Genomic DNA, 14,421 nt, shown 5'->3' on the forward strand with positions numbered 1-14,421 from the left:
GAAGGCTAGGCGTCAATTCCGCTGACGCGCCGTCGATGCCCGATCCGATAGGCAAGCTGCTGAACTCGCCACTGAGACCGACATTTTCGAATCGCGTTTAACCCTTGTCGTCGGCCCTTTGAGCCTGCATTTCGACCTCCCCGACATTCCACATTGAATCATGATGATACCGGTGTCACGATCGCGTTGGCCGGATATAGGACAGGCGAGGATTGATGATCACGCGACGTAAGGCGCTGCTGAGCAGCTTGGCGACCGCAGGTCTGCTTTCGGCGCCCTCTGGCGTACTTGCGGCGCCGGCGCCGGATCGCGTGATGACAACGGCCGGGCCGATCATCGGTCTGCGACAGGATGGGATCAGCGTCTTCAAAGGAGTGCGATATGGAGCGCCGACGCGACGGTTCCAGCCGCCAGAGAAGCCGACGCCTTGGCGCGACCCGGTTCGTGCAACAAGTTACGGCGCGGCCAGTCCGCAGCGCGGCGATGAGCCGAATCAAAGCGAAGACTGCCTGTTCCTGAACGTCTGGACGCCGGGGACCGACGCGGGTCGGCGACCGGTGATGGTCTATATACACGGCGGCGCCTATTCGAGCGGATCGGGATCGGACCCGCTGTATGACGGCACGCGTCTGGCGGCGCGCGGCGATGTCGTGGTGGTGACGCTGAATCACCGGCTGAACGTCTTCGGCTATGCCTATCTGGCGCGACTGGCTGCGGGTTTTGAGGATTCGGGCAATGTCGGCCAGCTGGATCTGATTCTGGCGCTGCAGTGGATACGGGACAATATCGCGACATTCGGCGGCGATCCGTCGAGGGTGATGCTGTTCGGTCAGTCCGGCGGGGGCGCCAAGATCGCCACCCTGATGGCGACGCCGGCGGCGCGAGGTCTATTCCATCGCGCCGCGACCATGAGCGGTCAGCAGGTGACGGCGTCCGGGCCGATCAACGCCACGACGCGAGCCACGACTTGGCTGAAGGCCTTGGGCCTGACGCCGGATCGGGCGGCCGAGGCGGCGACGATGCCGGCCGAGCGGCTGCTCGAAGCGCAAAGCGCCGAGGATCCGATCCTAGGCTTCGGCGGTCTGTATTTCGGGCCGGTGCTGGATTTCCGGACCTTGCCCCGCCACCCCTTCTATCCCGACGCGGCGCCGTTGGGCCGATCGATCCCCATGATCATCGGCAATACGCGGGAAGAGACCTTGGGCTTCATGGGCAACGATCCCAAGAATGTCGGCCTGACGTGGGAGACCCTGGCGGCGCGGCTATCGCCCGGCGTCATGCGCATCGACATCACGCCCGAAGCCGTGATCGCCGGCTATCGCGCCATGCATCCCGAATGGTCGCCCGACCAGGTGCTGATCGCCGCGACGACGGCGGGGCGGTCCTGGCGCGGCGCGGTGATCGAGGCTGAGGAGCGGGCCAGGGCCGGCGCACCCGCCTGGGTCTATCAACTCGACTTCCCTGGAGAGTTGGCCTCGGGTCGCCGGGGCGCCTTCCATACCGCCGACATCCCTTTGGTGTTCGACAATGTCGAGGCGACGGGCTCACGGACGCGTGGGCCAGGCGCGCAAATCATGTCGGACCGGATGAGCGACGCCTTCATCGCCCTGGCCCGCGATGGCGATCCGAACCATGCCGGACTGCCGCGCTGGGACCGCTATGAGCTGCCTCGCCGCCAGACGATGTTGATGGATATCCAGCCGCGTATGGTCGACGATCCGCGCGGCGACGAGCGGGCCTTCTTCTCGGCCATTCCCTATATCCAGCCGGGAACCTAGAGCGGAAAATCCAGCCGGGCGGCCCAGGCGCGAACCAGATCGGGCCAGACCTGGGCGGGCTTGCCCTCGATCAGGCGGACGCCGAAACCGTGGCCGCCTTCCTGGAACAGATGCGCCTCGGTCGGGACGGCGGCGGCTTTGAGCGTGGTCAGCAGTTGCAGACTGTTCTCGACCGGCACGGACGCGTCGTCCACGGCATGAAGTAGGAAGACGGGCGCCGCATTCCGCCACTCCATCTGCTCCAGAGAATAGGCCGCGATCCGCTCGGCCGACGGCGTATCGCCCAGCAGATGCGTCCGCGATCCGGCGTGCACGTATGGGTCCGCCATGGTCGCGACCGGATACATCAAAACGGTCAAATCTGGTCGCAAGGATGCGCTGTCGGCCGCGTCGATCGGTTCATAGGTCGCGTCCTTCCGGGCGCTGGCCAGCCCCGCCAGATGCCCTCCCGCCGAGGCGCCCAGCACGGCGATCTTTTGCGGATCCACAGCATAGTCGGCGGCGCGGCTGCGGATCAGCCGGATCGCACGCTGAGCGTCCTGAAGGGGCGCATCGGCCTCGGCCGCCCAGCCGTCAGCCGGCAGGCGATAGCGCAGGACGAAGCAGGTCGTGCCGCTGGCCGCGAAGACGCGCGCGACGTCATAGCCTTCCTTGTCCAGCACCGCCCAGCGATAGCCGCCGCCAGGGATAAGGAGCATCGCCGAACCGTTCGGCCGCTCGGGGCGAAACACGGTCAGGATCGGGTCGGTCGTATATTGGGCGTAACGGTCGTGAAAGGCGGGATCGGTCGAGCGCTCTGGCACGACCGGCGTGACGGTCACATCCTGCCCGCCCGGCGCGCCGTCGGACCATAGGCGGATGATCTCGGTTGGGTCTGGCGGGGCGACGCGGCCGCCGTCGGCCACTGTCTGCGCCCGCGCCCCGGATGCGCCAACCACGGCCCCCATCGCCAGACCTAAAACCGTCCTGCGCTCAACATCCATCACGGCTCTCACTTCCTGAAAAGACGACGGCCGGACGATCGCTCGCCCGGCCGCAATCCTTGATGACGTCGCGGCGCTGAGCCACGCAGCCTTTCGTCAGACCTTGGCCAGTTCGTATTTCGGCGTGATCAAGTGAATAACCAAAAGCGCGATCAGATAGGCCGAGGCCGCCACGATGAAGATGGGCGTATAGGTGCCGATCTTCTCCAGGACGTAGCCGGCGTATTTGGCCATGGCCATGCCGCCGATGGCGCCCAGCATTCCGCCGATGCCGACGACCGACCCCACCGCCGAACGGGGAAAGACATCGCCCGGAAGCGCATACAGGTTGGCCGAGAAGCCTTGGTGCGCGGCCGTCGCCAGACCGATGATGCCGACCGCAAGCCACAGGTTTGAGGCCTCGGCCGCGAAGGCCACCGGCACGGCGCACAGGGCGCAGATCAACATGGTGATCTTGCGGGCCTTATTGATGCTCATGCCCCTGTGCATGAAGCGCGACGACAGCCAGCCCCCGCCAACCGACCCGATGTCGGACAGCAGATAGATGGCGACAAGCGGCGGGCCGAAGGTCTTCAGGTCCAGCCCATAGGTTTTGCCGAGGAAGTCCGGCAGCCAGAACAGGAACATCCACCAGATCGGATCGATCAGGAACTTGCCCAGAGCGTAGGCCCAGGTTTCCTTGACCGTCAGCAGTTTGGTCCATTTGACCTTTTCGACAACGTCGGCCGGATCCTGTTCGATATAGGCCAGCTCCGTCGCGGACAGCTTCTTCTGCTCGCGCGGGCGGCGATACACCAGCAGCCAGATCGGCAGCCAGATCAGGCCCAAGGCCCCGGTGATGACAAAGGCCATCTGCCAGCCGAACGCCAGCACGAGGCCCGGAACGATCAGGGGGGTGACGATGGCGCCGATATTGGTGCCGGCGTTGAACAGGCCGGTAGCGAAGGCGCGTTCCTTTTTCGGGAACCACTCCGCCACCGCCTTGATCCCGCCAGGGAAGCCGCCAGCTTCGCCGACGCCCAGCACCATCCGCGCCATCATGAAGTGCGATAAATCACGCGCCGCACCGTGCATGATATGACCGATCTGCCAGATACCGAACGCGATCCCCAGCCCCCAGCGCGCGCCGATCTTGTCCATGATCCGGCCCCACAACAGGTAAGCCACGGCATAGGACGCCTGGAACCAGAAGACGATGTCGGCATAGTCCGTCTCGGACCAACCGAACTCGGCCGACAGGGTCGGCTTGAGGAAGCCGATCATCTGACGATCGACGTAGTTGATGACCATGGCTGCGAACAGCAACCACATGATGATCCAGCGATACTTGCCGGGAGATGGCGCCTTGATCTGGATCGGCGGCGCGACGGAGGCGTCTGACATGGTTATGAAAACCCGTTCCTGAATATTCCTCGACACGTCCCTGCTCTTTTCCGTCCCTGAACGGCGGCGGGGTAGGCGTCCGATGATGTTACTGGGCTTCGGCCCTGACGACCGAACAGTGAAGTTCTGCGATACCCTTGAAGATGCACACGGCCTCGTCGCCCGCGTGGACACGGTGGACGCCGGTGACAGCGCCGGTCGAAACCAGCGTGCCTGCCGTCAGCGGACGTCCCCAGCGCGCGCAATGTTCCAGCAGAAACCGCACGGATTCTATCGCGCCGCCGGCCAGGGATTGCGACCCGCCCGTGCCGACGCTGGCGCCATTGATCACTGTCTCGACCTCGATGCGGTCCAGACGCTCGCGCCAGTTCTCGACCTCGGGACCGATCATCAGTCCGCCATTGTTGCCGAAATCGGAGGCGACCACGGCTGATCCCAGGTCGTTGATCGTCGAAAGCGGACTGCCGGCTAGCTCGACGCCGATGAAGACCTTGTCCACGACGCCCATGGCGTCTTCGATGGTCCAGTCGGTCTTGGCGGGATCGGCGTCGGCGCCGATCCGAGCAATGAACTCAGCCTCCACCGCCGCGAACCCACCCTCGATTTCGGGCAAAGGCACGACCGTATCGCCGGGCGCCGGCCAGACATTGCGCGCGAAAATGGCGCCGGCCAGACGATGGATCCCCAGCTTCGGTTGCTGCTCGGGCGGGACACCGCCCACCTTCCAGCCCACGACCTCATCGGGAAACAGACCGATGGCGGCGTCCTGGATGGCGTAGGATTCGGCCATGCTTTGAGGGATCACGCCCGGATAGTCGGGCGTGTTGCGCGCCGCCAGACGCGCGGCGACGAACTGCTGTGCGATCGCAGCCGGGTCGGCCGACAGCGCGTCGTCCTGGCTCGCAAGAGAGGGGGTCGAAGTCAAAGGTGTCGCCTCGTGAATAGGCCCCGATAAGAGCGACGAAGGAAACCGGTGTCAATGCGCTTTCACCGAGCCCCATGGCGTCGGCCGCGAGTCGCGGCTATGCCTTCAAGCTGCACTTAGGGAAGGAGCCGAACCTTGGCTCAAGACGATCCGCGATCCGGCAAGCCGGGCAAGCGGGCAACCATCAACGATGTCGCCCGTGAGGCGCGGGTCTCCAAGAAGACCGTCTCACGTGTCATCAATCAGTCGCCGTTCGTCAAGGAAGACACGCGCGAAAAGGTCAACGCCGTCATCAAGGCTCTGGGGTTCACGCCTGATCCACAGGCACGCGCCCTGGCGTTTCGACGCTCGTTCCTGGTCGGTCTGATCTACGACAACCCCAGCCCGACCTATGTCGTGAACATGCAGCAAGGCGTGCTGGATGCGTTGAAGGGATCCGGCCTGGAACTGGTTGTTCACCCTTGCAATCGCAACTCCCCTACCCTGCTGGAAGACATCAGGGGCTTCGTTGAGCGCCAACGTCTGTACGGCGTCATCATGCCGCCTTCGGTGTCCGAGGACGAACAGGTCATCGACCTGCTGCGCGATCTCGACTGCCCCTATGTCCGCATCGCCTCGGTGGCGTTGGATGAACCTCAGGCGATGGTGGTCACCAATGACTGGATCGGCGCGGCTGAGGCTGCGGCGCATTTGGCCGAACTGGGACACGAGCGAATCGGTCTGGTGCGCGGGCCGGACCTGTTCCGGTCGTCGGCCGTGCGGGGCAAGGGGTTCCTTGACGCTCTGGCCGAGCGCGGCATCCCGCTGGACCCGACCTATGATTTCAAAGGCGCCTATACGTTCGAATCAGGCGTGGAGGCGGGCCACGCCCTGTTGGCGCTGGAAACACCGCCGACCGCGATTTTCACCCTTAACGACGACATGGCCATCGGGGTGATGCAGGCGGCGCGAGATCGCGGTCTGGAACTGCCGCGCGACCTGTCCGTCGTCGGCTTCGATGACTTGCCGATGGCGGCGCGGGTTTGGCCCAACCTGACGTCGGTGCGCCTGCCGATCCGCGACATGGGACGGATGGCGGCCGAAAAGCTTCTGGCGCCGATGCGGGGCGTCGATCCGGCCAAGATGCAGCAGCCCGAAGTTCGACCGGCTCTGGTGGTGCGCAAGTCGGCGATCCCGGCAGCCTGAGTTGGGTCGGCGCGCGTGATCGCGCGCCGACCTCTTCGCCTCAGGCCGTTTCGAGCGCAGGCTTGGCGGCGAGAACGCTCTTCAGATAGTCGCGAATGCCTTCGTCCGTAGCATTGGCGAAGAAGTAGTCCTGGAACTTCTCTCCGGCGATGGCGGCCTTCAGCAGGTCCTGATCCATCGTCTTCAGAACGGTCAGCATGTCGTGGCAGGTCACGGCCTTCAGGTCGCTGAGCACGCCGCGATTCTTGCGCATGATTTCGGCGCGCACTTTGGGGTAGCCCAGGCCGCGCTCGCCTTCGAACAGCTTGCGATAGACGTCCTGCAAATTCAGCTCCGCAGCCCAGCCGAAGCCCTTGGCATAAGGCATCGAGATGGCGTTGCCGTCGTTGATCTGGCCGAACAGGAAGGCGTCGGTCGGGTCGATCACCAGACCGCAGAAGACGCCGGGCATGCTGTTGCACGCCAGCATGGAGCCCATGCCGGTTCCGCAGCCGGTGACGACGAAATCGGCCGCGCCGGAGTTCAACAGGATGCCGGTCAGCACGCCGTTCATGACGTAGGTCAGCGAGGCCTTGTCCTCGGCCGTATACATTCCATAGTGGAAGACTTCATGGCCCAGTGAATCGGCGACGGCCGTAAGCGCCGCATGCACCGTTTCACTTTTGGCGGCCTGGCTGTTTTCGATGATGAGAGCGATCTTCATGGGGAAATCCTCAAGACGGTGGCGAAGCGATGCCGACATATGTGGGCGGCGTTGGTCTAATCGATTGCATCATTATATGACACCGGTTACCTAGTCCACAGAAGGACGGGCGAAAGAACCGTTTCGGTGGCTCGTGCTGCGAGCTCCAGGGAGACCGGGATGTACGACCCCATGTATGACAAGGTCTATCAGGCCACCCATCCCGACATGATGGACGGCGCCTCGAACCAGCAGCTGCGGGATCGCTATCTGATCGAGAACCTGTTCGTTCCGGGTAAGGTCAGCCTGAACTATTCGCACCACGAGCGCATGATCATCGGCGGCGCGACCCCGGCTGAGACCGCCCTGAGCCTGCCCACCCAGTCGGAGCCGCCCTCCTTGGCTGGCGCGCCGTTTCTGCAGGCCCGAGAACTGGGCGTAGTCAATATCGGCGGCTCCGGTTCGATCACGGTGGATGGCAAGACTATCGAACTACGCTTCCGTGACGGCCTGTATGTGCCGATGGGATCGAGCGATGTCAGCTTCGCCTCGAATAACCCCGCCGAGGCCGCAAAATTCTATCTGGTCGCCACGCCGGCCCACGCCCGCTACGACTTGACCAAGATTTCGATCGATGAGGCTGTGCCGCTGAAAATGGGGTCGCTGGAGACCTCCAACGAACGGACCATCTATCAGTACATCGTTCCCGCCAAAGTGAGGTCCTGCCAGTTGCTGCTGGGCGTGACGGTGCTCAAGTCGGGCTCGGTGTGGAACACCATGCCGCCGCACATTCACGACCGCCGTTCGGAAGCCTACCTCTATTTCGGCCTGGGCGAAGATGACCGCGTCTTCCACTTCATGGGCGAACCAGACAAGTCACGCCACATCGTCATCGCCGACGGCGAGGCGGTGATCTGCCCGCCCTGGTCGATCCATACCGGCGCAGGCACTTCGAACTACACCTTCATCTGGGGCATGGGCGGCGAGAACCTCGACTACACCGACATGTACAAGCTCGACATCTGCCAGTTGAAGTAATCAGGACAAGAGGAAGAAAAATATGAGCAATTCGTTCGACCTGACCGGCAAGGTCGCCCTGGTCACCGGCGGCAACGTGGGCCTGGGTCAAGGCATCGCCCTGGCTCTGGCCGAAGCTGGCGCCGACATCGTCTCGGTCGCCTTGTCAGACTCCGACGACACGGTCGCCAAGGTGCAGGCGATGGGCCGTCGCGCCCACGCCATCAGCGCCGACCTGACGTCGATCGAGCCGGTCGAACGCGTTGTTCAGGAAGCTCTGGCAGCCATGGGTCGGATTGACATCCTGGTGAACAACGCCGGCCTGATCCGCCGCGCCGACGCCGTGGACTTCACCGAGGCCGACTGGGACCTGGTGATGAACATCAACCTGAAGACGGTCTTCTTCATGAGCCAGGCGGTCGCCCGTCTGTTCATCAAGCAGGGGGACGGCGGCAAGATCATCAACATCGCCTCCATGCTGTCCTTCCAGGGCGGCATCCGCGTACCCTCCTACACCGCGTCCAAGTCGGGCGTCGCCGGATTGACCAAGCTGATGGCCAACGAATGGGCGCCGCACCGCATCACCGCCAACGCCATCGCCCCCGGCTATTTCGCCACCGCCAATACCCAGGCCCTGCGCGAGGACCCGGTCCGTTCGGCTGAAATTTTGGGCCGCATTCCGGCTGGTCGCTGGGGTGAGCCGTCGGACCTGGGCGGCGCGGCCGTCTTCCTGGCCAGCCGAGCCTCCGACTACGTCCAAGGGGCCATACTGCCGGTCGACGGCGGTTGGCAGGCGCGTTGATCCAGGGCTAGCGTTGCGATCATGACCCAGGCTGCATCTTCCCGCCGCATCCTCTGCTTTGGCGAGATGCTGCTGCGGTTTTCGCCCAACGCCAACGAACTGCTGATGCAGTCGCCTGCCCTGACCGTGCGTCCGGGCGGGGCCGAGGCCAATGTCGCCGTGTCCCTGGCTCGCTTCGGTGCGCCGACCGGCATGGCCACAGTCCTGGCCGACAATGCGCTAGGCCGTGGCGTGCGCGACGAGGTGCGCAAGCACGGGGTAGACACGTCTCAGGTCGTCTTCAAACCCGGCCGCATGGGTTTGTATTTCCTAACGCCGGGCGCTGTGCGTCGCCCCTCGGAAGTCCTCTATGACCGCGCCGGATCGGCCTTCGTCGAACATGTCGACACAGCCTTCGACTGGGACCAGTTACTGGACGGCGTGGAATGGCTGCACGCCTCGGGCGTGACCCCCGCGACGGGGCCGAACGGCTCGGCCGCCGCTGTCGCCCTCATTGAGGCCGCCGTCAGGAAAGGCGTGAAGGTCAGCTACGACGGCAACTTCCGTGGCAAGTTGTGGGAACAATGGGATGGCGATCCCCCGGCTACGCTCGGCAAGATGTTGGCCGGCGCCACGGTCGCCTTCGCTGACGACCGCGACTTCGCCATGGTGCTGAAGACGACGTTCGACAGTTCCGACCCGACTGTGCGTCGTCGCCACGCCGCAAAGGCCGCCTTCGCCGCCTTCCCGCGCCTGCAACGCATCGCCTGCACCCTGCGTGTTCAGGATAGCGTCGCCGACCAGGCCCTGTCCGCCGTCATGCTGACGCGCAATGGCGACGATGTGATCGAAACCAAAGCCGAGGCCATCCATATGGCCGGTGTCGTGGACCGGGTCGGCGGCGGCGACGCCTTCGCCTCAGGCGTCCTGTTTGGCCTATGGAGCGGATGGGCGGATCAGGAGGCCCTCGACTTCGGCCTTGCCGCCGCCGGCCTGAAGCACTCCGTGCCCGGCGACTTCAACCTGTTCGCCGCCGACGACGTCCGTGCCGCCATGGGCGACGGCGGGTTCGATATTCGCCGCTAAGGCTGCGAACATTGAGACTGGGTGGAGGCCGCATGGAGAAGTCCATGCGGCCCTTTTTCAATCGCGCCACGGGGCTAGGAAACCGGTGTCAATCATGCTTCAGTGAGGGTTCGAAACGGTCGATAGAAACCGTGCGAAAGAGGTCACACCAGGAGTTTCCATGTCCGTTACGTCCTTGAACCGCCGCGCCCTTCTGGCCGCCGGCGCCGCCGCCACCTTCGTCGCTGCTTCAGGGCCGGTCCTGGCCCAGGCGTCGCCAGCACGGGCCGCCATTCTGGACACCATGAAGCGCGCCGCTCGGTTCATGAGCGGAGAGGCCGCCGTCGAGGGCGGATACGTTTGGCAATATCTTCCCGACTTCTCGCGCCGTTGGGGCGAGCTTGAGGCCAACCCGACGATGATCTGGGTCCAGCCGCCGGGCACCGCGACCGTGGGCCATCTGTTCCTGGACGCCTATCACGCCACCGGCGACGAATTTTACTATGAAGCGGCCAAGAAAGCTGCGGACGCCTTGGTCAAGGGTCAGCACCCGCTGGGCGGCTGGAACTATGTTATCGACACCGCCGGCGAGGAGTCGCTGAAGCAGTGGTACGGCACGGTCGCCGCCAACGCCTGGCGGTTGGAAGAATACCACCACTACTACGGCAACGCGACGTTCGACGACGCGGGCACAGCCGAGGCGTCGCAACTGTTGCTGCGGATCTACCTTGAGAAGAAGGATCGCAAATATCTGGCGCCGCTGAACAAGGCGATCAGCTTCGTGCTGGAAAGCCAGTACGAGAATGGCGGCTGGCCCCAGCGCTATCCGTTCGTCGAGAACGGCGGCCTGCATGGGCATGCGGACTATACGCCCTACATCACCTTCAATGACGACGTGGCTGGCGAGAACCTGGAGTTCCTGATCTACGCCTATCATGGCCTGGCGCGGAGCGGTCGGGGCGATGCGAGGATTCTGGACGCCATCAATCGCGGCATGGACATCTTCGTAAAGACCCAGCAGCCGCAGCCGCAACCGGCCTGGGGCCTGCAACACTTCCCCGACACGCTGAAGCCGGCGGGCGCCCGCACCATCGAGCCGCAAGCCTTCGTCACCCACACGACCGGCAGCAACATCAAGTCGATGATGGGCTTCTATCGCCTGACGGGCGACCGCAAATATCTGGCCCGCCTGCCCGAGGCCATGGACTGGCTGGATCAGGTTGCGGCCAAGCCGCCGCTGAACACGCCGGGCCGTACCCACCCGACCTTCATTCTGGAAGGTGCCAACACCCCGATCTATATCCACCGGCGCGGGTCCAACATCGCCAACGGCCAGTACTACGCCGACGACAACCCTACCAATCTGATCGTCCACTACGGCTCGTTCCGCAATGTGGATACCCCGGCCCTGCGCGCCGAATACGCGCGTCTGTCGGCCATGTCGGTTGATGAGGCGACACGCGGTTCGCCGCTCAAGGCCCGCCCCGGCTCGCTGAACCTGCCCAAGTACTTCACGCTTCAGGATGTGGACGTGTGGGACATGTCCAGCGACGCTCGTCGCCCGACCGCGCCTCACGCCGGTCGCGCGGCCGAAGTCATGGCCGGGCTGAATGCGCGCGGCTATTGGCCCACGCCGCTGACCACGACATCAAACCCGTACAAGGGGCCCTCCCCCACCGCCGTGACAGGCGGCGAATATCAGATGACCCGCGTCGGCGACCTATGGGACACCTCGCCTTACAATACCGACTTCCCGGTCGAGGGCGTCTCCACCTCGGTCTTCATCCGCAACATGGGCGACCTGATTGAGGCATTGGGGGCTTAGGACTTGCGAAGATGTGCGTCATCCCGGCTTTCGTAGCGGGAGATGACGCACTGATCCGCGTCAGGTCGCTAGCATTTCTCGGCTCATGCCTGCGACCGACTTGGCGCCGGTCAGGGTCATGGCGACGCGCATTTCCTTTTCGAACAGGTCCAGCAGGTTTTCGACACCCGCCTGACCGTTCGCCGCCAAGGCGTAGATGAAGGCCCGGCCCAACAAGACCGCGTCGGCGCCCAGGGCGATGGCGCGGACCACGTCCAGACCGTTGCGAATGCCGGAATCCACCAGAATCTTCAGGTCACCCTTCACCGCGTCGGCGATGACGGGCAAGGCGCGAGCCGACGACAGCACTCCGTCCAACTGACGCCCGCCGTGGTTCGACACCACGATGCCGTCTGCGCCGAAGCTGACGGCGTCGCGGGCGTCTTGCGGATCCAGGATGCCCTTGATGATCATCGGCCCGTCCCAGAAATCGCGGATCCATTGCAGGTCCTTCCACGAAATCGACGGATCGAAGTTGTTCGCCAGCCAACCGATGTAGTCGGCCAGGCCCGTGGGCTTGCCCAGATAGGCCGAGACATTGCCAAGATCATGCGGCGTGCCGCGCACACCGACGTCCCAGGCCCAGGCCGGATGGGTCATGGCCTGAACCATGCGGCGGATTTCGGCATTGGGCCCGCTCATGCCCGAATGTGCGTCACGATAGCGAGCGCCCGGCGTCGGCATATCGACGGTGAATACCAAGGTCTTCACCCCCGCCGCCTTGGCCCGTTCCAGCGCATTCCTCATGAAGCCGCGATCGCGCAGCACATAGAGCTGGAACCACATGGGCCGGTCGATGGCCGGCGCCACCTCCTCGATCGGGCAGACAGACACGGTCGACATCGTGAACGGCACGCCGCGCGAGGCCGCCGCCCTGGCCGCCTGGACCTCGCCTCTGCGCGCATACATGCCGGTCAGGCCGACGGGGGCCAAGATGATCGGCAGGCGCAGGGTTTCGTCGAACAGATCGGTCTCAAGGCTGAGGCTGGTCATGTCCTGCAGCACGCGTTGGCGCAGGGCGATGGCCTGCCAGTCCTCGACGTTGCGGCGCAGGGTCTGCTCGGCATAGGCGCCGCCGTCGATGTATTGAAAGAGGAAGGGCGGCAGCTTGCGTCGCGCGGCTTCCCGGTAATCGCTCGGCGACGAAATGATCACGGCCTGGCCTTACTGGAAGTTGGCAAAGGCGCCGCCGTCCACCAGCAGCGCCGCGCCGGACATATAGCCCGCCATGTCCGAGGCCAGGAAGGCGACGACCGAGGCGATGTCCTCCGGTCGGCCCAGACGCCCCAGCGGGATGCGACCTTCCATATATTCGCGCTTCTTCGGATCGGCGAGGTCGTCCTTGTTGATGTCTGTGGCGATGGTGCCCGGGAGGACCGAGTTGCAGCGGATGCCATGACGGCCCAGGGCGACGGCGCAGGACTGCATCAGGCTGTGCACCCCCGCCTTGGTCGGGGTGTAATGGGTCTGCATCTCGCCGCCGACCAGGGCGGAGATCGAGCTGATGGCGACGATGGCGCCGCCATCGCCCTGCTTCACCATCTGATTGGCCGCCGCCTGCACCATGTAATAGGCGCCGTGCAGATTGACCTCCATCGTCCGACGCAGGGTCTCGACCGGCATGTCGAGGAAGGCGTGGAAGGGGCAGATGCCGGCGTTGGAGACAAAGACGTCGACCCGACCCAGCGCCTGAACGGCGGCGGCGACGAAGGCTGCGGCGCTCTCGGGCTGGGCCACGTCGCCGTCGACGGCGATGGCCCGGCGGCCCAGCGCCTCGATCTCGGCGACCACCTGGGCGGCGGCGGCCTCGTCCCGGAACGTATTGAGCGCGACATTCGCGCCCTGGCGTGCAGCTTCGATCGCCGTCGCCCGTCCGATACCCCGCGATGCGCCCGTGATCAGGACGACCTTGTTCTCAAGCAGCATGGGGGCTCCGGCGGTGGTTCGGTTTCAAGGTTTGGGCGACCAGCCCAGGTCGGCGCTGATCGCATCGGCGGCCTCGGTCACGGTCTTGGTCAGTTCGGTCATCCGGGCATCCGACATATATTGCGCAGCGGACGACACGCTGAGCGCGGCGACGATCTGGCCGTTCACCGACCGGATCGGGGCGGCGACGCAGCGGATCTGATCCTCGTTCTCTTCCAGATCGAAAGCGTAGCCCTTCTGGGCGTAGCCATGCATCCGCTCAAGCCAGACCGCGCGAGCCGACGAGTCGAAGGCGGCGCCCGGCTCGGCGTAGAAGTCGATCCAGTCCGCCTCGGTCTTGTCCAGGATCAGTGCCTTGCCCAGGCCAGTCGAGGCGATCGGATGACGTTCACCCAGGCGGGAGCCGATGTTGATCCGCCTGCGCCCCGCCACCTTGTCCAGATAGAGCGCATGACGGCCGTCCAGCACGCCCAGATGCACGGTGTCATCGGTCTGGGCCGACAGCTGTTCCAACCAGGGCCGGGCGACGCGCGGCAAATGCATCTGCTGGCTGGCCGCATGACCCAGCTCCAGCAGTTTCGGACCGAGGGAATAGCCCTCGCGCGGGCGGAAGGACAGCAGCCGCCGCTCGACCAGGGCCGAGGCCAGACGGTGGGTCGTGCTGCGCGTCAGCTCCAGCTTTTCGGACAGTTCGGCCAGCGGCAGGGAGCCGTCGATCAGGGCGTCGATGACGTCCAGACCCCGCAGCAGGGTCTGGCTGCCGGACGCCTTGGCGCCGACCTCTTCATCCCCATCGACCTGTGCGGTCTTGATTGACGGCGTTCGTCCCATT

The 14,421-nt window shown here is 64.7% G+C and carries 13 protein-coding genes; 6 read left to right on the plus strand and 7 right to left on the minus strand.

What is annotated here, in order from left to right; translation table 11 throughout:
* Window positions 1-215 precede the first annotated feature (215 nt).
* The gene (locus HNP47_RS04710) at window positions 216-1,778 is read left to right on the plus strand and encodes a carboxylesterase/lipase family protein (protein WP_184278536.1); all 1,563 of its coding nucleotides are present in this window, start codon (window positions 216-218) and stop codon (window positions 1,776-1,778) included.
* Here HNP47_RS04710 and HNP47_RS04715 read toward each other — a convergent pair.
* The 3 genes from HNP47_RS04715 to HNP47_RS04725 all read right to left on the minus strand — a co-directional run bounded on the left by HNP47_RS04715 (window position 1,775) and on the right by HNP47_RS04725 (window position 5,069).
* Window positions 1,775-2,683: an alpha/beta hydrolase gene (locus tag HNP47_RS04715; protein WP_311770022.1), complete on the minus strand. Its 909-nt coding sequence runs from the start codon at window positions 2,681-2,683 to the stop codon at window positions 1,775-1,777. The genes HNP47_RS04710 and HNP47_RS04715 overlap by 4 nt on opposite strands.
* 174 nt (window positions 2,684-2,857) lie before the next feature.
* Window positions 2,858-4,144 carry an MFS transporter gene (locus HNP47_RS04720; RefSeq protein WP_184278537.1) on the minus strand — a complete coding sequence of 429 codons (1,287 nt, stop codon included), beginning with the start codon at window positions 4,142-4,144 and terminating at the stop codon, window positions 2,858-2,860.
* A gap of 88 nt (window positions 4,145-4,232) precedes the next feature.
* Complete coding sequence (locus tag HNP47_RS04725) at window positions 4,233-5,069, minus strand: 2-keto-4-pentenoate hydratase (RefSeq protein ID WP_260394597.1); 837 nt, start codon at window positions 5,067-5,069, stop codon at window positions 4,233-4,235.
* 135 nt (window positions 5,070-5,204) lie between these two features.
* On the opposite strand from HNP47_RS04725, the gene HNP47_RS04730 reads away from it, so the two are divergent.
* Window positions 5,205-6,254, plus strand: a complete 1,050-nt coding sequence (locus HNP47_RS04730) for a LacI family DNA-binding transcriptional regulator (protein ID WP_184278538.1) — start codon at window positions 5,205-5,207, stop codon at window positions 6,252-6,254.
* Window positions 6,255-6,294: 40 nt separating this feature from the next.
* Here HNP47_RS04730 and HNP47_RS04735 read toward each other — a convergent pair whose 3' ends face one another.
* On the minus strand, window positions 6,295-6,957 hold the full coding sequence (locus tag HNP47_RS04735) for an RpiB/LacA/LacB family sugar-phosphate isomerase (RefSeq protein WP_184278539.1): 663 nt from the start codon (window positions 6,955-6,957) through the stop codon (window positions 6,295-6,297).
* Between the two features lie 171 nt (window positions 6,958-7,128).
* Between HNP47_RS04735 and kduI the strand changes: the two genes are divergently transcribed.
* The 4 genes from kduI to HNP47_RS04755 all read left to right on the plus strand — a co-directional run bounded on the left by kduI (window position 7,129) and on the right by HNP47_RS04755 (window position 11,624).
* A complete protein-coding gene (gene kduI, locus HNP47_RS04740) occupies window positions 7,129-7,974 on the plus strand; it encodes a 5-dehydro-4-deoxy-D-glucuronate isomerase (protein ID WP_184279102.1) in 846 nt (281 codons plus the stop codon).
* Between the two features lie 22 nt (window positions 7,975-7,996).
* Window positions 7,997-8,755 carry a 2-dehydro-3-deoxy-D-gluconate 5-dehydrogenase KduD gene (gene kduD / locus HNP47_RS04745; RefSeq protein WP_184278540.1) on the plus strand — a complete coding sequence of 253 codons (759 nt, stop codon included), beginning with the start codon at window positions 7,997-7,999 and terminating at the stop codon, window positions 8,753-8,755.
* Window positions 8,756-8,776: 21 nt separating this feature from the next.
* Complete coding sequence (locus tag HNP47_RS04750) at window positions 8,777-9,820, plus strand: sugar kinase (RefSeq protein WP_184278541.1); 1,044 nt, start codon at window positions 8,777-8,779, stop codon at window positions 9,818-9,820.
* Window positions 9,821-9,980: 160 nt separating this feature from the next.
* A complete protein-coding gene (locus HNP47_RS04755; RefSeq protein WP_184278542.1) occupies window positions 9,981-11,624 on the plus strand; it encodes a pectate lyase in 1,644 nt (547 codons plus the stop codon).
* 60 nt (window positions 11,625-11,684) lie between these two features.
* Here the strand turns inward: HNP47_RS04755 and lldD are convergent, their stop codons facing one another.
* Genes lldD through HNP47_RS04770 form a run of 3 tightly spaced genes read right to left on the minus strand, consistent with a single transcriptional unit; the run spans window position 11,685 to window position 14,420 of the window.
* On the minus strand, window positions 11,685-12,818 hold the full coding sequence (lldD, locus tag HNP47_RS04760) for an FMN-dependent L-lactate dehydrogenase LldD (protein WP_184278543.1): 1,134 nt from the start codon (window positions 12,816-12,818) through the stop codon (window positions 11,685-11,687).
* A gap of 9 nt (window positions 12,819-12,827) precedes the next feature.
* Window positions 12,828-13,589: an SDR family NAD(P)-dependent oxidoreductase gene (locus tag HNP47_RS04765; protein ID WP_184278544.1), complete on the minus strand. Its 762-nt coding sequence runs from the start codon at window positions 13,587-13,589 to the stop codon at window positions 12,828-12,830.
* Window positions 13,590-13,613: 24 nt separating this feature from the next.
* Window positions 13,614-14,420 (minus strand): IclR family transcriptional regulator, encoded by an 807-nt coding sequence (locus HNP47_RS04770; RefSeq protein ID WP_184278545.1) that lies wholly within the window; start codon window positions 14,418-14,420, stop codon window positions 13,614-13,616.
* Between the last annotated feature and the right edge of the window lies 1 nt (window position 14,421).

This window comes from Brevundimonas vesicularis, assembly GCF_014204545.1.
GTDB classification, from domain to species: Bacteria; Pseudomonadota; Alphaproteobacteria; order Caulobacterales; family Caulobacteraceae; genus Brevundimonas; species Brevundimonas vesicularis_B.

Coding starts and splice junctions, on each gene's coding strand:
- HNP47_RS04710 (WP_184278536.1), top strand. CDS start 216: ATGATCACGCGACGTAAGGCGCTGCTGAGCAGCTTGGCGACCGCAGGT.
- HNP47_RS04720 (WP_184278537.1), bottom strand. CDS start 4,144: ATGTCAGACGCCTCCGTCGCGCCGCCGATCCAGATCAAGGCGCCATCT.
- HNP47_RS04735 (WP_184278539.1), bottom strand. CDS start 6,957: ATGAAGATCGCTCTCATCATCGAAAACAGCCAGGCCGCCAAAAGTGAA.
- kduI (WP_184279102.1), top strand. CDS start 7,129: ATGTATGACAAGGTCTATCAGGCCACCCATCCCGACATGATGGACGGC.
- kduD (WP_184278540.1), top strand. CDS start 7,997: ATGAGCAATTCGTTCGACCTGACCGGCAAGGTCGCCCTGGTCACCGGC.
- HNP47_RS04750 (WP_184278541.1), top strand. CDS start 8,777: ATGACCCAGGCTGCATCTTCCCGCCGCATCCTCTGCTTTGGCGAGATG.
- HNP47_RS04755 (WP_184278542.1), top strand. CDS start 9,981: ATGTCCGTTACGTCCTTGAACCGCCGCGCCCTTCTGGCCGCCGGCGCC.
- HNP47_RS04765 (WP_184278544.1), bottom strand. CDS start 13,589: ATGCTGCTTGAGAACAAGGTCGTCCTGATCACGGGCGCATCGCGGGGT.
- HNP47_RS04770 (WP_184278545.1), bottom strand. CDS start 14,420: ATGGGACGAACGCCGTCAATCAAGACCGCACAGGTCGATGGGGATGAA.